Here is a 22,338-nt window from a genome sequence, read left to right as displayed (position 1 = left end):
CGGCGGAGGGACGGGCTCGGCGCGGCCGGTGCGGCGGCCGAGGCTCAGCGGGGCTGGCCCGCGGTGCTGGTGGCGTTGCGCAGCAGGGTCTTGGCGCCGTCCCACTGCCCGGCGCGCACCGCGCCCGGGACCAGGGTGAGCGCGTGGATGCGGGCCGACAGGTGCAGCCGGGAGGCCTTGGCGGCGCGGTGCCAGCCGTGCGCGTCGAGCCGGTCGGCGACGTCCAGGAAGTAGCGGCGGGCCTCGGTGAAGCGCGTGCCGCTGAACGCCGAGGAGGTGGAGGCGGAGACGGCGTGCCGGCGGTACTGGAACGCCTTGGTGTCGTCGACCACCATGTGCTCGCCGGCCTGCAGCAGGTCGATGACCAGCGCGAGGTCCTGGATGATCTCCAGGTTGTCCCGGAAGCCGGCGGTCTTCACGGCGTCGGTGCGCCAGCAGATCGCCGGGAAGTACAGCCAGTTGCCGCGGAGCAGGCTGACCGCGAGCTCCTCGCCGCCCAGCAGCCGGCGGCCCTGGATCTTGGGCGCGTACAGCCGCCGCTTGGCCTCGTCGGCCAGCGTGGAACTCACCTTGCCGGCGCTGTCGATGACGTCGACACCGGGCTGCACCATGGCGACCCGCGGGTACTGCTCCAGGATCGAGCGGACGTTGGCCACGTAGGTGGGCAGCATGATGTCGTCGGTGCCCATGAACACCAGGTGCTCGTACTCGGCCAGACCCAGGCACTTGCGGTAGTTGCCGGTGACGCCGAGGTTCTGCTCGTTGCGGAAGTACCGCACCCGGTCGTCGCCGAGCTGGGCGAACCACTCCGGGACCCCGGGCTCCTTGCCGTCGTCCACGACGGTCAGCCGCCAGTCACCGTCGGTCTGGGCCAGCACGCTGCGCACCGCGGCCTGCATCAGCGCGACGTCGCCGTAGTACGGAAGCAGGATTTCCAGTGTCGTCATGGGGGGCACATCCGCTGGTCGGAGTCGGGGCCGGGACAGGGGGAGACCCTGCGGCGGGCCCATCATACTGAGCCGTCCGGGGCGGTCCGCCCGCCGCTGTCCCGCCTCCCGGTACGGCGGTGCCCGGTCCGCCGCGGGGGCGGACCGGGCACCGGTCGGGGTCGGGAGACGCGCAGGCCCGCGGTGTGCTCCCGGCAGGCCGCGCGGTCCGGGAGCGGGCCGGTCGCGATCGCCCTGGACGGCGACGGGGCGACCGCGACCCGGGCGGAGAGCCGCGGCTCGTCCACCGGCCACGCGATCCCGGGGTCCGGGTCGAGCGGGTGGACGCCGTGCTCACCGGCCGGGTCGCCGGCCTCCGAGCAGGTGTACGACAGCGCGGCGCTCCCGCTCAGCGCGCAGAACCCGTGGCCGAGGCCCGCGCAGGCGCGGGGGCACTCGCGCTCCGCCTCGTCGAGGCGGACGAGCTCCCACGTGCCGGAGGTCGGGGAGCCGACACGCGGGTCGAAGCGGGACCACTCCGTGAACCCGCCGCGCGGGTCCCCGAGTCGCTCGGGGTGATCTCCGGGGCACCCGGCACGGACAGCTCGCGGAGCCTCAGTGCCGGACCTCTTCGTCGAGCAGCGCGATCAGGTAGTCGCCGTAGCCGCTCTTGCGCAGCGGCTCGGCCAGCTCGCGCAGCTGCGCGGCGGAGATCAGGCCGGCCCGCCAGGCGGCCTCCTCGATGCAGCCGATCTTGAAGCCCTGGCGCTCCTCGATGACCCGGACGAACTCGGAGGCCTGGACCATCGAGACGAAGGTGCCGGTGTCCAGCCAGGCGGTGCCGCGGTCGAGGATGGTGACGTGCAGCTCGCCGGTCTTGAGGTACTCCTCGTTGACGGCGGTGATCTCCAGCTCGCCGCGGGCGCTCGGCTGCAGGCCGGCCGCGATCTTGACCACGCGGTTGTCGTAGAAGTACAGGCCGGGGACGGCGTAGCGGGACTTGGGCTGCGTGGGCTTCTCCTCGATGGAGATGACCTGGCCCTTGTCGTCGAACTCGACCACGCCGTAGGCGGTCGGGTCGGCGACGGGGTACGCGAAGACGCGGCCGCCGACCGGCTCGGTGTGCTGCGAGAGACGGGTGCCGAGGCCGCTGCCGTGGAAGATGTTGTCGCCGAGGATCAGCGCGACGGGCTCGTCGCCGATGAAGTCGGCGGCCAGGACGAACGCCTGGGCGATGCCCTCGGGCTTCTCCTGGACGGCGTACTCCAGCTTCAGGCCGAACTGGGAGCCGTCGCCGAGCAGCCGCTGGAACTGCTCCTGGTCCTGGGGGGTCGTTATGATCAGGATCTCGCTGATCCCCGCCATGACCAGGGTCGACAGCGGGTAGTAGATCATCGGCTTGTCGAAGACGGGGAGGAGCTGCTTCGAGACTGCTCGGGTCAGCGGCCACAGTCGTGAACCGGTGCCACCCGCCAAGAGGATTCCACGCATGGCGCGAAGCTTATGTGACCCGGGAGGCGGCCAGCTCGGGCGAGGTCGGCGAGGGGCCTCGCCCCCGGGCGGGGGGCCGTCGGGGCACGGGTAGACTGCCCGCACTATGCGCATCCTCGTGACCGGCGGTGCCGGCTTCATCGGTTCAGAGTTCGTCCGGCAGCTGCTCGGCGCCGGGGCAACGGATCAGATCACCGTCTTCGACAAGCTCACCTATTCGGGTGTCGAGGCCAACCTGGCGCCCGTCGCCGACCACAGCGGCTACACCTTCGTCCGCGGCGACATCTGCGACGCGGAGGCCGTCGACGCGGTCATGCCCGGCCACGACGTGGTCGTCCACTTCGCGGCGGAGTCGCACGTGGACCGCTCGATCGAGGGCGCCGGTCCGTTCGTCGTCACCAACGTCCTGGGCACCCAGGTGCTGCTGGACGCGGCGAAGAAGCACGGCGTGGGCCGCTTCGTGCACGTGTCCACCGACGAGGTGTACGGCTCCATCTCCGAGGGCTCGTGGACCGAGGAGTGGCCGCTGGCCCCGAACTCCCCGTACTCCGCCTCGAAGGCCGGCTCCGACCTGCTGGCGCTCGCCTACCACCGCACCCACGGCATGGACGTGGTGGTCACCCGCTGCTCCAACAACTACGGGCACTACCAGTTCCCGGAGAAGGTCATCCCGCTGTTCACCACCAACCTGCTGGACGGCAGGAAGGTGCCGCTGTACGGCACCGGTGGCAACATCCGCGACTGGCTGCACGTCTCCGACCACTGCCGCGGCATCGAGCTGGCCATGCGCAAGGGCCGGGCCGGCGAGGTCTACAACATCGGCGGCGGCACCGAGATCACCAACAAGGAGCTGACCGGCCTGCTGCTGGAGGCCGCCGGCGCCGACTGGTCGATGGTCGAGCCGGTCGCCGACCGCAAGGGCCACGACCTGCGCTACTCGCTGGACATCACCAAGATCGGCGAGGAGCTCGGCTACGCGCCGCAGGTCCGCTTCGAGGACGGTCTCGCCGCCACCATCGCGTGGTACCGGGACAACCGCGCCTGGTGGGAGCCGCTGAAGGCCAAGGCCGCCCTGCGATGACCAACCCGGTGTCCAAGCTGCTCGGGGCACTGCCCCCGGGTGTCCGGCTCGTTCTCGGCGGCACCGTCGTGCTCGGTGCCTCGTCGTACATCTTCCTGGCGCTGGCCGGGCACAGCTTGGACACCGACCAGGTCGCGGGCGTCAACGTCCTGTGGACCCTGGTGATGTCCGTCGGGTACGGCCTGTTCACGCCGGTCGAACTCGAGCTGAACCGCCTGGTCTCCGCCCGGGACGTGGCCGGCAACGGCCCGGGCCCGGCGATCCGGCGGATCCTGCTGGCCACCGTGGCGGTGCTGGTCGTGGTCCTGGCCGGCGTCGCCGTCGCGGCCCGGCCGATCGCCGACCGGTTCTTCGACGGCAGCCTCGGACTCGTCGCCGGGCTGGGCGGCGCGATGGTGGGCCTGGCGATCAGCTCGGTGGCCCGCGGCGCGCTGGCCGGGCTCGGCCACTTCGGCGCCTACGGCCTGCAGCTCGCCGTCGACGGCGGGCTGCGGATCGGCCTGGCCGCGCTGATCCCGCTGTTCGGCGTGCACTCGCCGACGGCGTTCGCGCTGATCCTGGTGGTCGCCCCGCTGTCGGCCTCGCTGATCGGCATGCGCAAGGTGATCGCCGACCGGCGCGGCGGCCCGGCCCCGGCCTGGCGGGACGTCACCGCGGGCCTGGGGCTGCTGACGGCCTCGATGCTGCTCTCCCAGCTGATGGTCAACGCCGTGGTGGTGAGCGTCAGCGGGCTCTCGCCGTCGTCGAAGGCGCTGATCGCCGCGCTGGCCAACGCGGTGGTGCTGGCCCGCGTCCCGCTGTTCGCCTACGCGGCGATCCAGGCCTCGCTGGTCTCCTCGCTCTCCGGCGCGGCGGCCGCCGGCAACCAGGCGGAGTTCCGCCGGATGCTGCTGCGCACCGGCGGGATCGTGGTCGCGATGTGCACGGCGGCCGGCGTGCCGACGGTCCTGCTCGGCCCGTGGGCCGTCCAGGTGCTCTTCAAGGCGCAGGACGTGCTGGGCGCGACGGACTTCCTCTGGCTGGTGCTGGGCACCCTCTGCTTCATGCTGGCGACCGTGTTCGGCCAGGCCCTGCTCTCGCTGGGCCGCCACCAGCGCCAGCTGTTCGCCTGGCTGGCGGGCACCGCGGTGCTGGTCGCCGTCGTCCTGGTGCCCGGGGACATCGCCACCCGGGCCGAACTCTCCTACCTGGCTGGTGCCGGAGTGAGCGCTGCTGCCATGCTATGGGCGCTGGCGCGTTCGATGGCCGCCCCCGCAGCCGCGGTGGCGGAGCAGCGGGCACCTCTGGCGGCGCGTTAGCACACGGGGCGTCGGCCACGGGGCATCGCCACGCCTTTTAAGATGTCCATACCATTTGTTGGCCACGCCACTGCCGCTGAAAGGCGCTCCCAGTCGTGCAACTCTCCGTCATTACCTCGATCACCGGCGTGCTGGTGCTCGTCTACATCCTGGAGTTGCTGCGCCGGCAGCAACTCCGGGAGAAGTACGCGGCGATCTGGCTCGCGATCGGTGTCGTCGTGGCGCCGCTCGGATTCTTCCCCACGATCCTGGACTCAACCGCCCGCCGGGTCGGTATCGCGTCCGGTGTCAGCCTCGTCCTGTTCGCGGGCTTCGTGCTCGTCCTGCTGGTCTCGCTGCACCTCAGCTGGGAGGCCTCCCGGCTGGAGGCGGAGACCCGCACCCTGGCCGAGGACGTCGCCATGATGCGGGCGCACCTGGCCGAGCACACCGGCTACCCGGTCGCGGGGACGAACCACGACGCGCGCGGCACCAATGACCCCGAGGTGAGGGCATGATCGACGGCAAGAAGGTTCTGATCATCCTTCCCGCCTGGAACGAGTCGGAGGGTCTGCCCAAGATCCTGCGCGAGATCCAGCAGAAGCTGCCCGGGGTGGACACCCTGGTGGTGGACGACGGCTCGGTGGACAACACCGCGGCCGTCGCGGCGGCGCACGGCTCCAAGGTCGCGCAGCTCCCGTACAACCTGGGCGTCGGCGGCGCCATGCGGCTCGGCTACCGCTACGCGCACCTGCACGACTACGACATCGCGCTGCAGTGCGACGCCGACGGCCAGCACGACCCCTCGTACGTCCCGACGCTGATCGCCAAGCTCGACGATGCCGACCTGGTCATCGGCGCGCGGTTCGCCGGCGAGGGCTCCTACAAGGTGCGCGGCCCGCGCGCCTGGGCGATGAAGCTGCTGTCGGTGGTGCTGTCCCGCGTGGCGCGCACCAAGCTCACCGACACCACCTCGGGCTTCAAGGCCTGCAACAAGCCGATGATCGAGTTCTTCTCGCAGTGGTACCCGGTCGAGTACCTCGGCGACACGATCGAGAGCATGGTCGGCGCCGCCCGCTGCGGCTTCGTGATCCGGCAGGTGCCGGTCGCGATGCGCGAGCGGACCACCGGCACCCCCAGCGCCTCCCCGATCAAGGCCACGGTCTACCTGGCCCGGGCCGGCCTGGTGCTGCTGCTCGCGATGATCCGCCGGATGCCGCCGCACCTGCGGCTGATCCAGCCGGCCACCCGGTCGGCCGCCCGCCACCGCGAGCTGGTCGGCAAGGCCTGATCCGGTCCCGGGACCGGCGCGAGGCCCGGAGCGCGTGCGCCAGGCGCACACGCTCCGGGCCTCGCGCCTCATCGGCCGCGAGCGCCGGGCCGAACGGGCACCCCGCGGCGGCCCGGCGGCGCGGCCCCCGCGGTACTTGCTAGCGTGTCGGTGGCCGCCGGGTCGTTCGTGCCCGGTGGCCCGAGCCGAGGACGACCGCGTACCGGTGCCCGTCTGGCCCGTACCCACGGCGCCTCCGCCGGTTGTCGGCGTGACCTTCACAATCGGAGCGGCCGCAGCGGCTGCCGGGTCCTGCGCAGCGCCGGACCATTCAGGGAAGAGTCGGAGTTCAGTGCAGACTTCAGCAGAGACCGTCGAGGAGCACCCGGACGGCGCCGTCGGGAGCAGACCGCAGAGCGATGGGGAACGGCCGTTCGGCGTGACCACCCGGGTGGCGGCGTGGTTCGAGCGGGCCCAGGGCCGGCGCTGGTTCTGGCCGGGCGCACTGGCCGCCGGATACCTCGGCGAGGTGCTCTTCCGGCTCGTCCTCGTCCGCCATCTGTACTACCCGTCGGTGCACGCCGACGAGGACTCCTACCTCGTCCTCGCCCGCGTGCTGGCCGGCCGCGGCAGCACCGAGATGCCGGTCGGCTCGGTCATCCCCGGCGGCTACCCGCTGCTGATCTCCCCGGCCTTCCGGATCGCGGACGACCCGAACACCGCGTACCACATGATCATGGGGATCAACGCGCTGCTCAACGCGCTGGTCCTCCCGCTGGCCTTCCTGGCGCTGCGCCGCTTCGGCCTGCAGCGGCCGCTGGCCTTCGTCTTCGCCGCGGCCACCGCGCTGCTGCCGCCGGTGGTCTTCTACTCGCAGTACGTCCTGTCGGACACCGTGCTCCCGGTGCTGATCCTGTCCTGGCTGCTCTGCATGCACGGCTGGCTCAGCGAGGGCTCGCTCAAGCGCCGCACCTGGTTCGCGGCGGGCACGGCCGCGGCCGCCGCCTACACGATGGCCACCCACGACCGCGGCGGCGTGGTGATGGCCCTGACCGCCGTGGTGTTCCTCGGCGTCCTGGTCCTGCGCTGGGCCCCGTGGAAGAGCACGGTGACCGGCCTGGGCGTGATGGCGGTCGGCCTGGGCTTCGTCAAGGCGCTGTCGACGTGGCTCAACAACCAGTTCGACGTGGACGCGAGCAAGACCGGCACCTACCTGATCGAGGGCATCACCAACCCCGACATCCTGCAGCGCACGCTGACCAGGACCATCGGCCAGATCTGGTACTTCATGATCTCCACCTGGGGCATCGGCGGCCTGGCGGTCGTCGTCTGCCTCTTCGCGCTCTTCAGCAAGCGCTTCCCGCGTCCGTTCCGGATCGTCGGCGGCGTGGCGGTGGCGCTGCTCTTCGGCACCGCGCTGGCCGCCGCGGCCACGCTCCCGGAGGACTGGCGCATCGACAACTGGGTGTACGCCCGGTACTGCTCCTACCTGGTCCCGGTCTCCTTCGTCACGGGTGTCGCGGTGCTCCACCGGGCCGGCCGGCGCAGCCTCGCCTACGCCGTGGCCGGCACGATGGCGCTCACCGTGCTGATCGCCCAAGTGGTGATCTGGTCCGCGGGCCCGCTGCTGGTCAAGCAGGTCTTCATCGGCTGGGGCATGCCGGACGCGCTGTTCCTGGCCAGCGACTGGGGCCGGCTGAACATGTGGCGGACGACCGCCGCGGCGTTCATCATCCTGGGCGCGATCGTGATGTTCCGGTACGCCGGCGGCCGCCGGGTCCTCTGGGCCGCCGGCATCTCGCTCGGGCTGTTCGCGGCCTTCGCCACGACCACCATCACCGAGCAGATCACCGACCCCTACACGGCCTGGCGCAAGACCTACGCGACCGACTTCACCAAGGCCGCCGGGATCAAGTCCACCGACAACGCGGTGCTCGCCTGGGACATCGAGGGCAACATCCGGATGGCCCAGGCCTTCGAGGTCTACAAGGGCCGGGTCTGGTACCGGGACCCGCGCTGGCAGCCGGTGCCCGCGGAGGCGACCCTGATCGCCACCCCGCTGCCCGAGGCGGGCAAGGCCCCGGAGTCCTACTGGAAGGACCACCCGGCCGAGTGGTACGTCGAGCGGGTCGACCAGAAGCGCGGCTTCATGGTCTGGCGCAAGCGCTGAGCGGCGCCGCGCCCGCCGAAAGCGGGTGCTGACCCCGCGCACCGCCCGTCGGGGCCGGTGAGGTTCGCCTCACCGGCCCCGATTGGCGTTTCGGAGCCCGCCTGTGGCAGTATGTCCAAGTTGCTCGGTTGAGTTGCCGATGCTGCGCGCCTCCCGCCGGGAGGACCGGAAGCGAGTCCCACGTACTCGTCGTTCCCGTGATGGCCGTCAAGCGTGAGTGTTACGCCACGGCAGCTGCGGGGCGGACGTACGGGAATCTTCCGGGAAGCGTGTGCGGGGCCTCGACCCGGCCCCCCCACCCCGAAAGTTTGAGACCGACGAATTCATCGCCGGTTTTTTGCAAGCGCGAGTGCGACACGCCCGAGCGCGGGGGTCGGAGCAGGGGTCGTGCAGTGACTAGGACAGAAGGACTACAAGGTAGCCATGGCGGGACAGAAGATCCGCATCCGGCTCAAGGCCTACGACCACGAGGTCATCGACTCCTCGGCGAAGAAGATCGTCGAGACGGTGATCCGTACTGGTGCGCAGGTCGCGGGCCCGGTGCCGCTGCCCACTGAGAAGAACGTGTACTGCGTCATCCGCTCGCCGCACAAGTACAAGGACTCGCGCGAGCACTTCGAGATGCGCACTCACAAGCGTCTGATCGACATCCTCGACCCCACGCCGAAGACGGTTGACTCGCTGATGCGTCTCGACCTGCCGGCGGGCGTCGACATCGAGATCAAGCTCTGAGAGGCGCACCGAAGATGGCTAAGCAGATTAAGGGCATCCTGGGCGAGAAGCTCGGCATGACCCAGGTCTGGGACGAGAACAACCGGGTCGTTCCGGTGACCGTCGTCAAGGCTGGGCCGAATGTCGTGACCCAGGTCCACACCGCCGACAGCCCGGCCGGCTACGACGCCGTCCAGATCGGCTTCGGCGAGATCGACCCCCGCAAGGTGAACAAGCCCCTCGCGGGCCACTTCGCCAAGGCCGGTGTCACCCCGCGTCGCCACCTGGTCGAGCTCCGGACCTCGGACGCGTCCGAGTACACCCTGGGCCAGGAGATCACCGCCGAGCTGTTCGAGGCGGGTGTCAAGGTCGACGTGACCGGCACCTCCAAGGGCAAGGGCTTCGCCGGTGTCATGAAGCGCCACAACTTCCGGGGCCTCGGCGCCGGTCACGGCGTGCAGCGCAAGCACCGTTCGCCCGGTTCCATCGGTGGCTGCGCCACCCCGGGCCGCGTGTTCAAGGGCCTGAAGATGGCCGGCCGGATGGGTCACGAGCGTGTGACCACCCAGAACCTGACCGTGCACGCGGTTGACGCGGAGAAGGGTCTGCTCCTGATCAAGGGCGCGATCCCGGGCCCGAACGGCGGCCTCGTCCTCGTCCGCACCGCGGCGAAGGGGCTGTGAAGGATATGAGCACCATTGACATCCTGTCGCCCTCGGGTGACAAGACCGGCAGCCTCGAGCTGCCGGCCGAGATCTTCGACGCGAAGGTCAGCGTTCCGCTGATGCACCAGGTCGTCGTGGCGCAGCTCGCTGCGGCCCGTCAGGGCACCCACAAGACCAAGACCCGCGGCGAGGTCCGTGGTGGCGGCAAGAAGCCGTACCGCCAGAAGGGCACCGGCCGCGCCCGTCAGGGCTCGACCCGTGCGCCGCAGTTCGCCGGCGGTGGCGTCGTGCACGGTCCCGTGCCGCGCGACTACTCGCAGCGGACCCCGAAGAAGATGATCGCCGCCGCCCTGCGCGGTGCGCTCACCGACCGGGCCCGCCACAACCGCATCCACGTCGTCACCGACGTGACCGCGACCGAGGCGCCGTCGACCAAGGCCGCCAAGAGCCTGTTCGGCAAGATCACCGAGCGCAAGAACGTCCTCCTGGTCGTCGAGCGTGCGGACGAGCTGGGCCTCAAGTCCGCTCGCAACCTGCCGAACGTCCACATCCTGGACGCCGGTCAGCTGAACACCTACGACGTGCTCGTCTCCGACGATGTGGTCTTCACCCAGGCCGCCTTCGAGCGTTTCGTGGCCGGTCCGGCCGCGTCCGCCAAGGCCGTTGCCGCTGAGGGCGAGCTCGAAGGGAGCGCCGCCTGATGAGCGACGTTACGAGCAAGACGTTCACGGACCCCCGCGACGTCCTGGTGAAGCCGGTCATCTCCGAGAAGAGCTACAGCCTTCTCGACGAGAACAAGTACACGTTCATCGTGTCGCCGGGCGCCAACAAGACCCAGATCAAGCAGGCCGTCGAGGCGGTCTTCTCGGTCAAGGTCGAGGCTGTCAACACGATCAACCGTCAGGGCAAGCGCAAGCGCTCCAAGACGGGTTTTGGCAAGCGCAAGGACACCAAGCGCGCCATCGTGACGCTGGCCGAGGGCAACCGCATCGACATCTTCGGTGGTCCGACCTCCTGACGGAGGCCGTGATCGTCGATCAAGACGAGGACGAAAATGGGTATCCGCAAGTACAAGCCGACTACGCCGGGCCGTCGTGGCTCCAGCGTGGCCGACTTCGTCGAAATCACGCGGTCCACGCCGGAGAAGTCGCTGGTTCGCCCCCTGCACAGCAAGGGCGGCCGTAACAACGCCGGTCGGATCACCGTTCGCCACCAGGGTGGCGGACACAAGCGCGCCTACCGCGTGATCGACTTCCGTCGTCACGACAAGGACGGCGTGCCGGCCAAGGTCGCGCACATCGAGTACGACCCGAACCGCACCGCGCGCATCGCGCTCCTGCACTACGCGGACGGCGAGAAGCGCTACATCATCGCGCCGCGCGGCATCGCGCAGGGTGACCGGGTCGAGAACGGCGCGGGCGCCGACATCAAGCCGGGCAACAACCTGCCGCTGCGCAACATCCCGGTCGGTACCACCATCCACGCGGTGGAGCTGCGTCCCGGCGGCGGTGCCAAGCTGGCCCGCTCGGCCGGCTCCGGCATCCAGCTGCTGGCGCGTGAGGGCAAGATGGCGCACCTGCGCATGCCCTCCGGTGAGATCCGCCTGGTGGACGCGCGCTGCCGCGCGACCGTCGGCGAGGTCGGCAACGCCGAGCAGTCGAACATCAACTGGGGCAAGGCCGGCCGTATGCGCTGGAAGGGCGTCCGCCCGACCGTGCGTGGTGTGGCCATGAACCCGATCGACCACCCGCACGGTGGTGGTGAGGGTAAGACCTCCGGTGGTCGCCACCCGGTTTCGCCGTGGGGCCAGAAGGAGGGTCGCACTCGTAGCCCGAAGAAGGCTTCGAACGCTCTCATCGTGCGCCGCCGCAAGACCAACAAGAAGCGCTAGGAGCAGGTCAGATGCCGCGCAGTCTCAAGAAGGGCCCCTTCATTGACGGCCACCTTCTCAAGAAGGTGGACGCGCAGAACGAGGCGGGTACCCAGAACGTCATCAAGACCTGGTCCCGTCGCTCCGTGATCTTCCCGGCCATGCTCGGCCACACGATCGCGGTGCACGATGGCCGCAAGCACGTCCCGGTGTTCGTCACCGAGTCGATGGTCGGCCACAAGCTCGGCGAGTTCGCGCCGACGCGTACCTTCCGCGGTCACGTCAAGGACGACCGCAAGTCGAAGCGTCGCTAGTCGCCAGCGAGATTACCGACTCAATGACTTACACCAGCAAGGGGACAACCATGGAAGCCAGGGCCCAGGCGCGGTACATCCGCGTCACGCCCATGAAGGCCCGCCGCGTGGTGGACCTCATCCGTGGCCTGAACGCCACGGAGGCCCAGGCGGTCCTGCGTTTCGCTCCGCAGGCCGCGACCGTGCCGGTCGGCAAGGTGCTCGACAGCGCCATCGCCAACGCCGCGCACAACTACAACCACTCCAACGTGGACGACCTCGTCATCAGCGAGGCGTACGTTGACGAGGGCCCGACCCTGAAGCGGTTCCGTCCGCGCGCCCAGGGCCGTGCCTACCGGATCCGCAAGCGGACCAGCCACATCACCGTGGTCGTCAGCAGCAAGGAAGGGACCCGGTAATGGGCCAGAAGGTTAACCCGCACGGGTTCCGCCTCGGCATCAGCACGGACTTCAAGTCCCGCTGGTACGCCGACAAGCTGTACAAGGACTACGTCAAGGAAGACGTTGCCATTCGTCGCATGATGACGAAGGGCATGGAGCGCGCCGGCATCTCCAAGGTCGAGATCGAGCGCACCCGCGACCGCGTCCGTGTGGACATCCACACCGCTCGCCCCGGCATCGTCATCGGTCGCCGCGGCACCGAGGCCGACCGCATCCGCGGCGACCTGGAGAAGCTGACCGGCAAGCAGGTCCAGCTGAACATCCTTGAGGTCAAGAACCCCGAGCTGGACGCCCAGCTCGTGGCTCAGGGCGTCGCGGAGCAGCTGTCCTCCCGCGTCTCCTTCCGCCGTGCCATGCGCAAGTCGATGCAGGGCACCATGAAGTCCGGCGCCAAGGGCATCAAGGTCCAGTGCTCCGGTCGTCTCGGCGGCGCCGAGATGAGCCGTTCGGAGTTCTACCGCGAGGGCCGTGTGCCGCTGCACACCCTGCGCGCGAACGTCGACTACGGCTTCTTCGAGGCCAAGACCACCTTCGGCCGCATCGGCGTGAAGGTCTGGATCTACAAGGGCGACGTCAAGAACATCGCCGAGGTCCGCGCTGAGAACGCCGCTGCCCGCTCGGGCAACCGCCCGGCCCGTCCCGAGGGTGGTCGTCCCGCCCGCGGTGGCGAGCGCCGTGGTGGCGAGCGCGGTGGCCGCGGCCGTCGTCCCGCCGCTGCCGAGGCCCCCGCGGCCCCGGCCGCCGAGGCTCCGGCTGCCGAGAACACCGGAACGGAGGCCTGACCGCAATGCTGATCCCCCGTCGGGTCAAGCACCGCAAGCAGCACCACCCGAAGCGCCGCGGCGCCTCCAAGGGTGGCACCGAGCTGGCGTTCGGCCAGTTCGGCATCCAGGCCGTGACCCCGGCCTACGTGACGAACCGCCAGATCGAGTCCGCTCGTATCGCGATCACCCGTCACATCCGCCGTGGCGGCAAGGTCTGGATCAACATCTACCCGGACCGTCCGCTGACCAAGAAGCCGGCCGAGACCCGCATGGGTTCCGGTAAGGGTTCGCCGGAGTGGTGGATCGCGAACGTGCACCCGGGTCGGGTCATGTTCGAGCTGTCGTACCCGAACGAGAAGGTTGCTCGTGAGGCGCTGACCCGCGCCGCCCACAAGCTGCCGATGAAGTGCCGGATCGTCCGGCGCGAGGACGGTGAGAGCTGATGTCGGCCGCTACCAAGGCTGCTGACCTCCGCCAGCTGGACAACGAGGGTCTCGTTGCCAAGCTGCGCGAGGCCAAGGAGGAGCTGTTCAACCTCCGCTTCCAGGCGGCGACCGGGCAGCTCGACAACCACGGACGGCTCAAGCTCGTCCGTAAGGACATCGCGCGGATCTACACCCTGATGCGCGAGCGCGAGCTGGGCATCGAGACGGTGGAGAACGCCTGATGACTGAGAACACCAACGAGACGCGCGGTTTCCGCAAGACCCGTGAGGGTCTCGTCGTCAGCGACAAGATGGACAAGACCGTCGTCGTCGCCGTCGAGGACCGCGTCAAGCACGCGCTGTACGGCAAGGTCATCCGCCGTACGAACAAGCTGAAGGCGCACGACGAGGCGAACGCCTGCGGCATCGGCGACCGGGTCCTCCTCGCGGAGACCCGCCCGCTGTCCGCGACGAAGCGCTGGCGCGTCGTCGAGATCCTCGAGAAGGCCAAGTAACGAAGTTGATGCGGTACGGCCGTATGTGCACCAGGTCCCTCGCGGGCGCTGGTGTGAGCAGCGGCCGGCCCGTCAGCTCTCGTTGACGATCAGGAGAAAGCTGTGATCCAGCAGGAGTCGCGACTGCGTGTCGCCGACAACACGGGCGCGAAGGAAATCCTTTGCATCCGCGTTCTCGGTGGTTCCGGTCGCCGCTACGCCGGTATCGGGGACGTCATCGTCGCCACCGTCAAGGACGCGATCCCCGGTGGTTCGGTGAAGAAGGGTGACGTCGTCAAGTGCGTCGTCGTCCGCACCGTGAAGTCGCGCCGTCGTCCCGACGGTTCGTACATCCGGTTCGACGAGAACGCCGCTGTCGTTCTCAAGAACACCGACGGTGACCCCCGTGGTACCCGCATCTTCGGCCCGGTGGGCCGCGAGCTGCGCGACAAGAAGTTCATGAAGATCATCTCGCTGGCGCCGGAGGTGCTCTGACCCATGGCGAACAGCATGAAGATCAAGAAGGGTGACCTGGTCCAGGTCATCACCGGCAAGGACCGCGGCAAGCAGGGCAAGGTCATCCAGGCCATGCCCGCCGAGAACAAGGTCCTGGTCGAGGGTGTGAACCGGGTCAAGAAGCACACCAAGCCGGGTCCGGGCACTCAGGGTGGCATCGTCACCGTCGAGGCCCCGGTGCACGTCTCCAACGTCCAGCTGGTCGTGGAGAAGGACGGCAAGAAGGTCGTCACCCGCGTTGGCTACCGCTTCGACGACGAGGGCAACAAGATCCGCGTTGCCAAGCGAACCGGTGAGGACATCTGATGTCTGAGACGTCTGTTGAGAAGGTGACCCCCCGCCTCAAGGAGCGTTACAACTCCGAGATCAAGGGGCAGCTGCAGGAGCAGTTCTCGTACGAGAACGTCATGCTGACGCCGGGCCTGGTCAAGGTCGTCGTCAACATGGGCGTCGGCGAGGCCGCCCGTGACAGCAAGCTGATCGAGGGCGCGATCCGCGACCTGACCGCGATCACCGGTCAGAAGCCGGCCGTGACCAAGGCTCGCAAGTCCATCGCGCAGTTCAAGCTGCGCGAGGGCCAGCCGATCGGCACCCACGTCACCCTCCGTGGTGACCGCATGTGGGAGTTCCTGGACCGTCTGGTGTCGCTGGCCCTGCCGCGTATCCGTGACTTCCGCGGTCTCTCCCCCAAGCAGTTCGACGGCCGTGGCAACTACACCTTCGGTCTGACCGAGCAGGTTATGTTCCACGAGATCGACCAGGACAAGGTCGACCGTCAGCGCGGTATGGACATCACCGTCGTGACCACCGCGCAGACCGACGACGAGGGCCGGGCGCTCCTGCGTGCTCTGGGCTTCCCGTTCAAGGAGGCGTGAGCAAATGGCGAAGAAGTCCCTCATCGCGAAGGCCGAGCGGAAGCCGAAGTTCGGCGTCCGGGCCTACACCCGGTGCCAGCGGTGCGGCCGTCCGCACTCGGTGTACCGCAAGTTCGGCCTCTGCCGTGTGTGCCTCCGTGAGATGGCGCACCGTGGCGAGCTGCCGGGCGTGACCAAGAGCTCCTGGTAATCCAGGTACTCCGGGCACACAGCGAAGCAGAGGTGCCCGATCCCACACCGGCCCGTTTTGGGCCTGCCGTACGGATTCCCGTAAGGTAGTGGGGTCGGGCCCCCTGCCACGGCTTCCCCATGGACGCCTGTGGCCCTCTTGCGGGAGGGCTCGCACCCAGTCTTACGACGTCGCAGGTCCCCTGCGCTTGTGCCCCTGACGAACTCGAAAGAGTGCGGAAGGGGGACCTGGCGCGGAGAAACCGCGGCGAGAGAGGCCTGAGGCCATCATGACCATGACCGACCCCATCGCAGACATGCTCACGCGTCTGCGTAACGCGAACTCGGCGTACCACGACTCCGTGGCGATGCCGGCCAGCAAGATCAAGGCGCACGTCGCCGAGATCCTGCAGCAGGAGGGGTACATCTCCTCCTACAAGGTTGAGGAGCCCGTCGAGGGCGAGGTCGGCAAGAAGCTGACCATCGAGCTCAAGTTCGGCCCCAACCGTGAGCGCTCCATCGCCGGCATCAAGCGCATCAGCAAGCCGGGTCTGCGCGTTTACGCAAAGTCCACCAACCTGCCGAAGGTTCTCGGCGGCCTGGGCGTGGCGATCATCTCCACGTCCTCCGGCCTCCTGACCGACAAGCAGGCCGCCAAGAAGGGCGTAGGCGGAGAAGTTCTCGCCTACGTCTGGTAATTCGGGAAACGGAGGTACAGCAATGTCGCGCATTGGACGGCTGCCCATCCAGGTCCCCGCTGGCGTGGACGTCACCATCGATGGCCAGACGGTCTCGGTGAAGGGCCCGAAGGGCTCCCTCACCCACGTCGTCGCCGCGCCGATCGAGATCGGCAAGGGCGAGGACGGCATTCTGGCTGTCACCCGCCCCAACGACGAGCGTCAGTCGAAGGCCCTGCACGGCCTGACCCGCACGCTGGTGGCGAACATGATCACCGGCGTGACCGCGGGCTACCGCAAGTCGCTGGAGATCAGCGGTGTCGGCTACCGAGTTCTGGCGAAGGGCTCCGACATGGAGTTCCAGCTGGGCTACAGCCACCCGATCCTCGTCGAGGCGCCGGAGGGCATCTCCTTCGTCGTCGAGTCGGCCACCAAGTTCCACGTGGACGGCATCGACAAGCAGAAGGTCGGCGAGGTCGCCGCGAAGATCCGCAAGCTGCGCAAGCCCGACCCGTACAAGGCCAAGGGCGTCAAGTACGCGGGCGAGGTTATCCGCCGCAAGGTCGGAAAGAGTGGTAAGTAAGCGATGAGTGTCTCTGTCAAGATCGGCAAGGGCAACGCCTACAAGAGCGCCGCTCGCAAGCGCCGCGCGATCCGCGTTCGCAAGCGCATCGTCGGCAGCGAGGTGCGTCCGCGCCTCGTCGTGACGCGCTCGAACCGTCACATGGTCGCCCAGGTCATCGACGACGCCAAGGGTCACACCCTGGCGTCGGCGTCCACCCTCGACGTGTCCATCAAGGGCGCCGAGGGCGACAAGACCGAGCTGGCCAAGAAGGTCGGGAGCCTGGTCGCCGAGCGCGCCAAGGCCGCCGGCATCGAGTCGGTCGTCTTCGACCGCGCGGGCAACCGGTACGCCGGCCGCATCGCCGCCCTGGCGGACGCGGCCCGCGAGGCCGGGCTCGACTTCTAAGCCGCTCGTCGACTCTGTCGGCGGACGTAATCGAGAGAGGTAATTCCAATGGCTGGACCCCAGCGCCGCGGTAGCGGCGCCGGCGGCGGCACCGGTGGCGAGCGGCGCGACCGTAAGCGTGACGACCGGGGCAACGCCCCCGCCGTCGAGAAGACCGCTTACGTCGAGCGCGTCGTCGCGATCAACCGCGTCGCCAAGGTTGTCAAGGGTGGTCGTCGTTTCAGCTTCACCGCGCTGGTCGTGGTGGGCGACGGTGACGGCACCGTGGGTGTCGGTTACGGGAAGGCGAAGGAGGTTCCGGCCGCCATCGCCAAGGGCGTTGAGGAGGCCAAGAAGAACTTCTTCAAGGTTCCCCGTATCCAGGGCACCATCGCGCACCCCGTTCAGGGCGAGAAGGCCGCCGGCGTCGTGCTGCTGAAGCCCGCCGCCCCCGGTACCGGTGTTATCGCCGGTGGCCCGGTGCGTGCCGTCCTGGAGTGCGCCGGCGTTCACGACATCCTGTCGAAGTCGCTCGGCTCGGACAACGCGATCAACATCGTGCACGCCACGGTTGCCGCGCTGAAGCAGATCCAGCGTCCCGAGGAGGTCGCGGCCCGCCGTGGCCTGCCGCTCGAGGACGTGGCTCCGGCCGGTCTTCTGCGGGCTCGGGCTGCTGCCGGGGTGAGTGCCTGATGGCTCGCCTGAAGATCACGCAGACCAAGTCGTACATCGGCAGCAAGCAGAACCACCGTGACACCCTGCGCTCGCTTGGCCTCAAGCGCATGCACGACGTCGTGGTGAAGGAGGACCGTCCCGAGATCCGCGGGATGGCCCACACGGTCCGTCACCTGGTGACGGTTGAGGAGGTGGACTGATCATGGGCGACAACCCGATCAAGATCCACAACCTGCGGCCCGCCCCGGGTGCCAAGACCGACAAGATCCGCGTGGGTCGTGGTGAGGCGTCCAAGGGTAAGACCGCTGGTCGTGGTACCAAGGGCACCAAGGCCCGCTACCAGGTTCCGCAGCGCTTCGAGGGTGGCCAGATGCCGCTCCACATGCGTCTGCCGAAGCTGAAGGGCTTCAAGAACCCGTTCAAGATCACGTTCCAGGTCGTCAACCTCGACAAGCTGGCCGAGCTCTACCCGCAGGGTGGAGAGGTCACGGTCGAGGACCTGGTCGCCAAGGGCGCGGTTCGCAAGAACTCCCTCGTCAAGGTGCTCGGCACCGGCGAGATCTCGGTTGCCCTGCAGGTGACGGTGGACGCCGTCTCCGGCTCGGCCGCCGAGAAGATCACCGCCGCCGGCGGCACCGTCACCGAGCTCGTCTGAGCCCGCTGACATCCCGCGAGCCCCGCGTCTCCTTCTGGGAGGCGCGGGGCTCGCGCCATTTCCGGCCCTTTCCGGGGCACGGGTGTCCGCGTGGTGATGACCGTGCCCTCGTTCTTTTGTGTGGCAAAACCGGGCATCCCGTACCCCGTGAGTGGGGGAGCGGCGGTACGCGCTTCTTTCGAGCGGCCGTGCACTGTTAGAGTCCGTGGAGTTCCCTTGTAGGCTGCGCATAGGCTCGCCTGTGCCGTCTGTATCGGAGCCCGAACCGCAAACTCCCCATTCAGGACCGACCCTCCCGCCGACGACGTGCGGGAGGCGCAGGAGGCACCGTGCTCAGTGCGTTCGCGCGGGCGTTCCAGACGCCCGACCTGCGCAAGAAGCTGCTGTTCACGCTGGGCATCATGGTGCTGTTCCGGCTGGGCTCGCACGTTCCCGTACCAGGGGTCGACTTCGAGGCGGTTCACGCCTGCATCAAGGAGACCAAGAACAACGGCCTGTTCGGGCTGGTGAACCTGTTCTCCGGCGGGGCGCTGCTCCAGCTGACGATCTTCGCCCTCGGCATCATGCCGTACATCACGGCGAGCATCATCCTCCAGCTCCTCACCGTCGTGATCCCGCGACTCGAGGCGCTCAAGAAGGAGGGGCAGTCCGGCCAGGCGAAGATCACGCAGTACACCCGGTACCTGACGATCGCGCTGGCGGTGCTCCAGGGCACCGGCATCGTGGCGACCGCGTCCAGCGGCGCCCTGTTCTCGGGCTGCGTCTACGCCAACCAGATCGTGCCGGACACCGGCGTGTTCCGGATCGCCGTGATGGTCCTGACCATGACCGCCGGCACCACGGTGATCATGTGGCTGGGTGAGCTGATCACCGACCGCGGCATCGGCAACGGCATGTCGCTGCTGATCTTCACCTCGATCGCCGCCCAGTTCCCCACCTCGATGTGGGCGATCAAGCAGTCGGGCACCATCGGCGGCGGCTGGGTCGAGTTCCTCTCGGTCATCGCGATCGGCGTCATCGTTGTGATGCTCGTCATCTTCGTCGAGCAGGCCCAGCGCCGGATCCCGGTCCAGTACGCGAAGCGGATGATCGGACGGCGGGCCTTCGGCGGCACCTCGACCTACATCCCGCTCAAGGTGAACCAGGCCGGTGTCATCCCGGTCATCTTCGCCTCGTCGCTGCTGTACATCCCGGCCCTGGTGGTCCAGCTGACCAACAGCCAGGCCGGCTGGGCGGTGTGGATCAACCAGCACTTCGTGCGCGGTGACCACCCCATCTACATGGCCACCTACTTCCTGCTGATCGTCTTCTTCGCGTTCTTCTACGTCGCCATCTCCTTCAACCCCGAAGAAGTTGCCGACAACATGAAGAAGTATGGTGGGTTCATCCCGGGTATCCGGGCCGGCCGCCCGACGGCCGAGTACCTGAACTACGTGCTCACCCGCATCACGTGGCCGGGTTCGCTCTACCTGGGCCTGATCGCGTTGATCCCGATGATCGCCCTGGTCGCCTTCGGACAGCAGACCAACTTCCCGTTCGGCGGCACCAGCGTGCTCATCGTCGTCGGCGTCGGACTCGAAACTGTGAAGCAGATCGAGAGCCAGCTCCAGCAGCGCAATTACGAAGGGTTCCTCCGCTGATGCGTATCGTCCTCGTCGGACCCCCCGGGGCCGGGAAGGGTACTCAGGCGCACCTCCTCGCCAAGACCCTGTCCATCCCCCACATCTCCACCGGCGACCTGTTCCGCGCCAACATCGGCCAGGGCACCCCGCTGGGTGTCGAGGCCAAGAGCTACATGGACGCGGGCCGCCTGGTGCCCGACGAGGTCACGATCGGGATGGCCAAGGACCGGATGCTCCAGGAGGACGCCGCCAACGGCTTCCTGCTGGACGGCTTCCCGCGCAACCTGGGCCAGGCCAAGGCGCTGGACGAGTTCCTCGCCGAGCAGGGCATCAAGCTCGACGGCGTGCTCGACCTGGAGGTCCCCGAGGACGAGGTCGTCCGCCGGATCGCCGGCCGACGGCTCTGCCGCAACGACGGCGGCCACGTGTTCCACGTGGACTACAACCCGCCGAAGGCCGAGGGCGTCTGCGACGAGTGCGGCGGCGAGCTGTACCAGCGCTCGGACGACACCGAGGACAAGGTGCGGACCCGGCTGGAGGTCTACCACACGGAGACCGAGCCGATCATCGACTACTACCGCCAGCAGGGCCTGATCGCGACGATCCCGGCCCTCGGCAAGGTCGACGAGGTCACCCGGCGCGCGATCGAGGCGCTGAAGCAGGACGGCTGATTTTTCGGCGACGGACGTACGGTGGAACGAGTGCACGGCCGCGCGGCAAGGACCGGGCGGGAACCCAAGGAAGGCGTGACCAGATGGTGGAGATCAAGACCCCCGAGCAGATCGCGAAGATGCGAGCGGCCGGGCTGGTCGTCGCCGAGGCGCTCAAGGCGTGCCGCGAGGCGGTCGCCCCGGGAATCACCACCCAGGAGCTCAACGACATCGCCGACAAGGTCATCACCGACCACGGCGCCACCTCGAACTTCCGGGCCCACCACGGCGGCCTCTGGTTCCCGGGCGTGATCTGCGCCTCGGTGAACAACGAGGTCGTGCACGGCATCCCCGGGGAGCGGGTGCTGCAGGAGGGCGACCTCATCTCGATCGACTGCGGCGCGATCCTGGACGGCTGGCACGGCGACGCGGCGATCACCGTCGCGGTCGGCGAGGTGGCCCCCGAGGTGGAGATGCTGAGCCGGGTCACCGAGGGCTCGATGTGGGCCGGCATCGCCCAGATGAAGAAGGGCAACCGCCTGGTCGACGTCTCCAAGGCGATCGAGGGCTTCATCCGCCGCCAGCCGCTGCCGCCCAAGGGCAAGTGGGGCATCACCGAGGGCTACGGCGGCCACGGCATCGGCACCGCGATGCACATGGAGCCGCACGTGCTGAACTACGTCGAGCGCGGCCGCGGCAAGGGCCCGAAGCTGATCCCGGGCACCGTCCTGGCGATCGAGCCGATGGTCTCGCTGGGCACCCCGCACACCGCCGTGCTGGAGGACGACTGGACCGTCGTCACCAACGACGGCACCTGGGCCTCGCACTGGGAGCACTCGGTGGCCGTCACCGAGCAGGGCCCGGTGGTGCTGACGGCCTTCGACGGCGGCAAGGAGATGCTCGCCAAGCTGGGTGTGACGGCCGCGCCGGACCCGCTGGCGTGATTCCGCCACAACCGCTCGGAGCAGCCAACTTCCGCTGCTGACAAGGGATCAGGGCCCTGGGGGTTTGGACTTCCAGGGCTTTTGTCCTATTTTTATGCGCCGGCAGTGGCTTCGAGCGAGGAGAAGAAGTGTTCAAGGGATTCCGCGACTTCATGATGCGCGGCAACGTCGTCGACATGGCGGTCGGTGTGGTGATCGGCGCCGCGTTCACCGCGGTGGTCACCGGCTTCGTCTCCGCCTTCCTCACCCCGCTGGTGGGCGTGGTGGTCGGCGCCGCGGGCGACTTCGGCTCCTACAAGGCGACGATCGCCGGCGTGACCTTCCCGTACGGGCAGTTCCTCAACGTGCTGATCGCGTTCCTGATGACCGCGGCCGTGCTGTACTTCTGCGTCGTGCTGCCGGTGACCAAGGCCACCGCGCGCTACATGCCGAAGAAGCCGAAGACCCCGAAGCGCCCCTGCCCCGAGTGCCTGACCGAGATCCCCGAGGCCGCCCGGCGCTGCTCGGCCTGCACCGCGCACGTCGATCCGCTGGCCGCCCCGGCGGCCCGCTGATCGGGTGCCCCCCGTTTTGGTCCATCCTGCGCGCTGGCGTAGGATGGACCGTCGGCTCACTCGTAGCGTGCTCCAGCACGCCCTCTTCCCCCTCGTCGGGGTCGGGGTGGACCCAGGTTCGCACGAGCGTTCCGCATACGGTAGCCGGTCCCGGAA

32 protein-coding genes and 1 pseudogene are annotated in these 22,338 nt (G+C 68.6%); 30 read left to right on the top strand and 3 right to left on the bottom strand.

The features are described 5' to 3' along the window. Positions 1 to 44 precede the first annotated feature (44 nt). The 3 genes and pseudogenes from ACFC0B_RS14610 to rfbA form a co-directional block, all read right to left on the bottom strand. On the bottom strand, positions 45 to 947 hold the full coding sequence (locus ACFC0B_RS14610; protein WP_376086162.1) for a glycosyltransferase family 2 protein: 903 nt from the start codon (positions 945 to 947) through the stop codon (positions 45 to 47). Between the two features lie 62 nt (positions 948 to 1,009). Next, positions 1,010 to 1,390: pseudogene (locus tag ACFC0B_RS14605) on the bottom strand (dTDP-4-dehydrorhamnose 3,5-epimerase family protein); the annotation flags it as partial. 151 nt (positions 1,391 to 1,541) lie between these two features. Further along, entirely contained in the window at positions 1,542 to 2,417 is an 876-nt protein-coding gene (gene rfbA / locus ACFC0B_RS14600; protein WP_376086161.1) for a glucose-1-phosphate thymidylyltransferase RfbA, read from the bottom strand. A gap of 106 nt (positions 2,418 to 2,523) precedes the next feature. Between rfbA and rfbB the strand changes: the two genes are divergently transcribed. The 30 genes from rfbB (at position 2,524) to mscL (ending at position 22,182) form a co-directional block, all read left to right on the top strand. After that, positions 2,524 to 3,498 carry a dTDP-glucose 4,6-dehydratase gene (gene rfbB, locus ACFC0B_RS14595; RefSeq protein ID WP_376086160.1) on the top strand — a complete coding sequence of 325 codons (975 nt, stop codon included), beginning with the start codon at positions 2,524 to 2,526 and terminating at the stop codon, positions 3,496 to 3,498. Further along, complete coding sequence (locus ACFC0B_RS14590) at positions 3,495 to 4,796, top strand: hypothetical protein (protein ID WP_376086159.1); 1,302 nt, start codon at positions 3,495 to 3,497, stop codon at positions 4,794 to 4,796. Before rfbB ends, ACFC0B_RS14590 begins: the two co-directional genes overlap by 4 nt. Positions 4,797 to 4,891: 95 nt before the next feature. After that, positions 4,892 to 5,293 carry a DUF2304 family protein gene (locus ACFC0B_RS14585; protein WP_376086158.1) on the top strand — a complete coding sequence of 134 codons (402 nt, stop codon included), beginning with the start codon at positions 4,892 to 4,894 and terminating at the stop codon, positions 5,291 to 5,293. After that, positions 5,290 to 6,066, top strand: a complete 777-nt coding sequence (locus ACFC0B_RS14580; RefSeq protein WP_376086157.1) for a glycosyltransferase family 2 protein — start codon at positions 5,290 to 5,292, stop codon at positions 6,064 to 6,066. The genes ACFC0B_RS14585 and ACFC0B_RS14580 overlap by 4 nt, the downstream gene beginning before the upstream one ends. Before the next feature lie 331 nt (positions 6,067 to 6,397). Continuing rightward, positions 6,398 to 8,215 (top strand): hypothetical protein, encoded by a 1,818-nt coding sequence (locus tag ACFC0B_RS14575; RefSeq protein WP_376086156.1) that lies wholly within the window; start codon positions 6,398 to 6,400, stop codon positions 8,213 to 8,215. Positions 8,216 to 8,638: 423 nt separating this feature from the next. After that, a complete protein-coding gene (gene rpsJ / locus ACFC0B_RS14570; RefSeq protein WP_012785157.1) occupies positions 8,639 to 8,947 on the top strand; it encodes a 30S ribosomal protein S10 in 309 nt (102 codons plus the stop codon). Between the two features lie 14 nt (positions 8,948 to 8,961). Then, positions 8,962 to 9,609 (top strand): 50S ribosomal protein L3, encoded by a 648-nt coding sequence (gene rplC / locus ACFC0B_RS14565; RefSeq protein WP_189916064.1) that lies wholly within the window; start codon positions 8,962 to 8,964, stop codon positions 9,607 to 9,609. Between the two features lie 5 nt (positions 9,610 to 9,614). Next, the gene (gene rplD / locus ACFC0B_RS14560; protein WP_344338031.1) at positions 9,615 to 10,292 is read left to right on the top strand and encodes a 50S ribosomal protein L4; all 678 of its coding nucleotides are present in this window, start codon (positions 9,615 to 9,617) and stop codon (positions 10,290 to 10,292) included. Further along, positions 10,292 to 10,609, top strand: coding sequence for a 50S ribosomal protein L23 (gene rplW, locus ACFC0B_RS14555; protein ID WP_030300381.1), 318 nt, complete (start codon positions 10,292 to 10,294; stop codon positions 10,607 to 10,609). Before rplD ends, rplW begins: the two co-directional genes overlap by 1 nt. A 36-nt stretch (positions 10,610 to 10,645) precedes the next feature. Continuing rightward, positions 10,646 to 11,482: a 50S ribosomal protein L2 gene (gene rplB / locus ACFC0B_RS14550; protein WP_376086155.1), complete on the top strand. Its 837-nt coding sequence runs from the start codon at positions 10,646 to 10,648 to the stop codon at positions 11,480 to 11,482. 11 nt (positions 11,483 to 11,493) lie between these two features. Then, on the top strand, positions 11,494 to 11,775 hold the full coding sequence (rpsS, locus tag ACFC0B_RS14545) for a 30S ribosomal protein S19 (RefSeq protein ID WP_030055821.1): 282 nt from the start codon (positions 11,494 to 11,496) through the stop codon (positions 11,773 to 11,775). 50 nt (positions 11,776 to 11,825) lie between these two features. Further along, positions 11,826 to 12,173 (top strand): 50S ribosomal protein L22, encoded by a 348-nt coding sequence (rplV, locus tag ACFC0B_RS14540; protein ID WP_045304593.1) that lies wholly within the window; start codon positions 11,826 to 11,828, stop codon positions 12,171 to 12,173. Further along, positions 12,173 to 12,997, top strand: coding sequence for a 30S ribosomal protein S3 (gene rpsC, locus ACFC0B_RS14535; protein ID WP_030263494.1), 825 nt, complete (start codon positions 12,173 to 12,175; stop codon positions 12,995 to 12,997). Before rplV ends, rpsC begins: the two co-directional genes overlap by 1 nt. 5 nt (positions 12,998 to 13,002) lie before the next feature. Next, positions 13,003 to 13,422: a 50S ribosomal protein L16 gene (gene rplP / locus ACFC0B_RS14530; RefSeq protein WP_030300385.1), complete on the top strand. Its 420-nt coding sequence runs from the start codon at positions 13,003 to 13,005 to the stop codon at positions 13,420 to 13,422. Continuing rightward, positions 13,422 to 13,646, top strand: coding sequence for a 50S ribosomal protein L29 (gene rpmC / locus ACFC0B_RS14525; RefSeq protein WP_030300387.1), 225 nt, complete (start codon positions 13,422 to 13,424; stop codon positions 13,644 to 13,646). Before rplP ends, rpmC begins: the two co-directional genes overlap by 1 nt. Further along, on the top strand, positions 13,646 to 13,918 hold the full coding sequence (gene rpsQ, locus ACFC0B_RS14520) for a 30S ribosomal protein S17 (RefSeq protein WP_030055826.1): 273 nt from the start codon (positions 13,646 to 13,648) through the stop codon (positions 13,916 to 13,918). The genes rpmC and rpsQ overlap by 1 nt, the downstream gene beginning before the upstream one ends. A gap of 102 nt (positions 13,919 to 14,020) precedes the next feature. Further along, positions 14,021 to 14,392 carry a 50S ribosomal protein L14 gene (gene rplN / locus ACFC0B_RS14515; protein ID WP_030393301.1) on the top strand — a complete coding sequence of 124 codons (372 nt, stop codon included), beginning with the start codon at positions 14,021 to 14,023 and terminating at the stop codon, positions 14,390 to 14,392. Positions 14,393 to 14,407: 15 nt separating this feature from the next. Beyond that, entirely contained in the window at positions 14,408 to 14,719 is a 312-nt protein-coding gene (gene rplX, locus ACFC0B_RS14510; protein WP_030055828.1) for a 50S ribosomal protein L24, read from the top strand. After that, complete coding sequence (gene rplE, locus ACFC0B_RS14505; protein WP_030300393.1) at positions 14,719 to 15,288, top strand: 50S ribosomal protein L5; 570 nt, start codon at positions 14,719 to 14,721, stop codon at positions 15,286 to 15,288. Before rplX ends, rplE begins: the two co-directional genes overlap by 1 nt. Before the next feature lie 4 nt (positions 15,289 to 15,292). Continuing rightward, the gene (locus ACFC0B_RS14500; RefSeq protein ID WP_030393303.1) at positions 15,293 to 15,478 is read left to right on the top strand and encodes a type Z 30S ribosomal protein S14; all 186 of its coding nucleotides are present in this window, start codon (positions 15,293 to 15,295) and stop codon (positions 15,476 to 15,478) included. Positions 15,479 to 15,746: 268 nt separating this feature from the next. After that, positions 15,747 to 16,154, top strand: a complete 408-nt coding sequence (rpsH, locus tag ACFC0B_RS14495) for a 30S ribosomal protein S8 (RefSeq protein ID WP_030055831.1) — start codon at positions 15,747 to 15,749, stop codon at positions 16,152 to 16,154. Between the two features lie 22 nt (positions 16,155 to 16,176). After that, a complete protein-coding gene (rplF, locus tag ACFC0B_RS14490) occupies positions 16,177 to 16,716 on the top strand; it encodes a 50S ribosomal protein L6 (RefSeq protein ID WP_030393304.1) in 540 nt (179 codons plus the stop codon). Positions 16,717 to 16,719: 3 nt separating this feature from the next. Next, the gene (rplR, locus tag ACFC0B_RS14485) at positions 16,720 to 17,103 is read left to right on the top strand and encodes a 50S ribosomal protein L18 (RefSeq protein ID WP_344338019.1); all 384 of its coding nucleotides are present in this window, start codon (positions 16,720 to 16,722) and stop codon (positions 17,101 to 17,103) included. A 48-nt stretch (positions 17,104 to 17,151) separates the two neighbouring features. Continuing rightward, positions 17,152 to 17,775: a 30S ribosomal protein S5 gene (rpsE, locus tag ACFC0B_RS14480; protein WP_344338017.1), complete on the top strand. Its 624-nt coding sequence runs from the start codon at positions 17,152 to 17,154 to the stop codon at positions 17,773 to 17,775. Beyond that, a complete protein-coding gene (gene rpmD / locus ACFC0B_RS14475; protein ID WP_030055835.1) occupies positions 17,775 to 17,957 on the top strand; it encodes a 50S ribosomal protein L30 in 183 nt (60 codons plus the stop codon). The genes rpsE and rpmD overlap by 1 nt, the downstream gene beginning before the upstream one ends. A 2-nt stretch (positions 17,958 to 17,959) precedes the next feature. Then, positions 17,960 to 18,412 carry a 50S ribosomal protein L15 gene (gene rplO, locus ACFC0B_RS14470; protein ID WP_376086152.1) on the top strand — a complete coding sequence of 151 codons (453 nt, stop codon included), beginning with the start codon at positions 17,960 to 17,962 and terminating at the stop codon, positions 18,410 to 18,412. A gap of 329 nt (positions 18,413 to 18,741) precedes the next feature. Next, on the top strand, positions 18,742 to 20,052 hold the full coding sequence (gene secY / locus ACFC0B_RS14465) for a preprotein translocase subunit SecY (RefSeq protein ID WP_376086151.1): 1,311 nt from the start codon (positions 18,742 to 18,744) through the stop codon (positions 20,050 to 20,052). Beyond that, positions 20,052 to 20,705, top strand: a complete 654-nt coding sequence (locus ACFC0B_RS14460) for an adenylate kinase (protein ID WP_376086149.1) — start codon at positions 20,052 to 20,054, stop codon at positions 20,703 to 20,705. The genes secY and ACFC0B_RS14460 overlap by 1 nt, the downstream gene beginning before the upstream one ends. An 83-nt stretch (positions 20,706 to 20,788) precedes the next feature. Next, entirely contained in the window at positions 20,789 to 21,628 is an 840-nt protein-coding gene (map, locus tag ACFC0B_RS14455; RefSeq protein WP_376086147.1) for a type I methionyl aminopeptidase, read from the top strand. Between the two features lie 128 nt (positions 21,629 to 21,756). Beyond that, positions 21,757 to 22,182, top strand: a complete 426-nt coding sequence (gene mscL, locus ACFC0B_RS14450; protein ID WP_376086145.1) for a large conductance mechanosensitive channel protein MscL — start codon at positions 21,757 to 21,759, stop codon at positions 22,180 to 22,182. Positions 22,183 to 22,338: the final 156 nt, after the last annotated feature.

Origin of the sequence: Kitasatospora sp. NPDC056184, assembly GCF_042268405.1 — a bacterium.
Classification (GTDB): domain Bacteria; phylum Actinomycetota; class Actinomycetes; order Streptomycetales; family Streptomycetaceae; genus Kitasatospora.
Note: the sequence above shows the minus strand (reverse complement) of the source record. Positions and strands in the feature narration are given on the sequence as shown.

What these genes read in the sequence shown, in the direction of transcription:
- map (WP_376086147.1), top strand. Translation starts at nt 20,789, where the DNA reads ATGGTGGAGATCAAGACCCCCGAGCAGATCGCGAAGATGCGAGCGGCC.
- rplR (WP_344338019.1), top strand. Translation starts at nt 16,720, where the DNA reads ATGAGTGTCTCTGTCAAGATCGGCAAGGGCAACGCCTACAAGAGCGCC.
- rpmD (WP_030055835.1), top strand. Translation starts at nt 17,775, where the DNA reads ATGGCTCGCCTGAAGATCACGCAGACCAAGTCGTACATCGGCAGCAAG.
- rplD (WP_344338031.1), top strand. Translation starts at nt 9,615, where the DNA reads ATGAGCACCATTGACATCCTGTCGCCCTCGGGTGACAAGACCGGCAGC.
- rplX (WP_030055828.1), top strand. Translation starts at nt 14,408, where the DNA reads ATGAAGATCAAGAAGGGTGACCTGGTCCAGGTCATCACCGGCAAGGAC.
- rfbA (WP_376086161.1), bottom strand. Translation starts at nt 2,417, where the DNA reads ATGCGTGGAATCCTCTTGGCGGGTGGCACCGGTTCACGACTGTGGCCG.
- rplC (WP_189916064.1), top strand. Translation starts at nt 8,962, where the DNA reads ATGGCTAAGCAGATTAAGGGCATCCTGGGCGAGAAGCTCGGCATGACC.
- rplE (WP_030300393.1), top strand. Translation starts at nt 14,719, where the DNA reads ATGTCTGAGACGTCTGTTGAGAAGGTGACCCCCCGCCTCAAGGAGCGT.
- rpsH (WP_030055831.1), top strand. Translation starts at nt 15,747, where the DNA reads ATGACCATGACCGACCCCATCGCAGACATGCTCACGCGTCTGCGTAAC.
- rplO (WP_376086152.1), top strand. Translation starts at nt 17,960, where the DNA reads ATGGGCGACAACCCGATCAAGATCCACAACCTGCGGCCCGCCCCGGGT.
- ACFC0B_RS14580 (WP_376086157.1), top strand. Translation starts at nt 5,290, where the DNA reads ATGATCGACGGCAAGAAGGTTCTGATCATCCTTCCCGCCTGGAACGAG.
- rplW (WP_030300381.1), top strand. Translation starts at nt 10,292, where the DNA reads ATGAGCGACGTTACGAGCAAGACGTTCACGGACCCCCGCGACGTCCTG.
- rplP (WP_030300385.1), top strand. Translation starts at nt 13,003, where the DNA reads ATGCTGATCCCCCGTCGGGTCAAGCACCGCAAGCAGCACCACCCGAAG.
- rpsQ (WP_030055826.1), top strand. Translation starts at nt 13,646, where the DNA reads ATGACTGAGAACACCAACGAGACGCGCGGTTTCCGCAAGACCCGTGAG.
- rpsJ (WP_012785157.1), top strand. Translation starts at nt 8,639, where the DNA reads ATGGCGGGACAGAAGATCCGCATCCGGCTCAAGGCCTACGACCACGAG.
- rplF (WP_030393304.1), top strand. Translation starts at nt 16,177, where the DNA reads ATGTCGCGCATTGGACGGCTGCCCATCCAGGTCCCCGCTGGCGTGGAC.
- ACFC0B_RS14460 (WP_376086149.1), top strand. Translation starts at nt 20,052, where the DNA reads ATGCGTATCGTCCTCGTCGGACCCCCCGGGGCCGGGAAGGGTACTCAG.
- rpsE (WP_344338017.1), top strand. Translation starts at nt 17,152, where the DNA reads ATGGCTGGACCCCAGCGCCGCGGTAGCGGCGCCGGCGGCGGCACCGGT.
- rpsS (WP_030055821.1), top strand. Translation starts at nt 11,494, where the DNA reads ATGCCGCGCAGTCTCAAGAAGGGCCCCTTCATTGACGGCCACCTTCTC.
- rpmC (WP_030300387.1), top strand. Translation starts at nt 13,422, where the DNA reads ATGTCGGCCGCTACCAAGGCTGCTGACCTCCGCCAGCTGGACAACGAG.
- ACFC0B_RS14590 (WP_376086159.1), top strand. Translation starts at nt 3,495, where the DNA reads ATGACCAACCCGGTGTCCAAGCTGCTCGGGGCACTGCCCCCGGGTGTC.
- rplB (WP_376086155.1), top strand. Translation starts at nt 10,646, where the DNA reads ATGGGTATCCGCAAGTACAAGCCGACTACGCCGGGCCGTCGTGGCTCC.
- rpsC (WP_030263494.1), top strand. Translation starts at nt 12,173, where the DNA reads ATGGGCCAGAAGGTTAACCCGCACGGGTTCCGCCTCGGCATCAGCACG.
- ACFC0B_RS14610 (WP_376086162.1), bottom strand. Translation starts at nt 947, where the DNA reads ATGACGACACTGGAAATCCTGCTTCCGTACTACGGCGACGTCGCGCTG.
- rplV (WP_045304593.1), top strand. Translation starts at nt 11,826, where the DNA reads ATGGAAGCCAGGGCCCAGGCGCGGTACATCCGCGTCACGCCCATGAAG.
- ACFC0B_RS14500 (WP_030393303.1), top strand. Translation starts at nt 15,293, where the DNA reads ATGGCGAAGAAGTCCCTCATCGCGAAGGCCGAGCGGAAGCCGAAGTTC.
- rfbB (WP_376086160.1), top strand. Translation starts at nt 2,524, where the DNA reads ATGCGCATCCTCGTGACCGGCGGTGCCGGCTTCATCGGTTCAGAGTTC.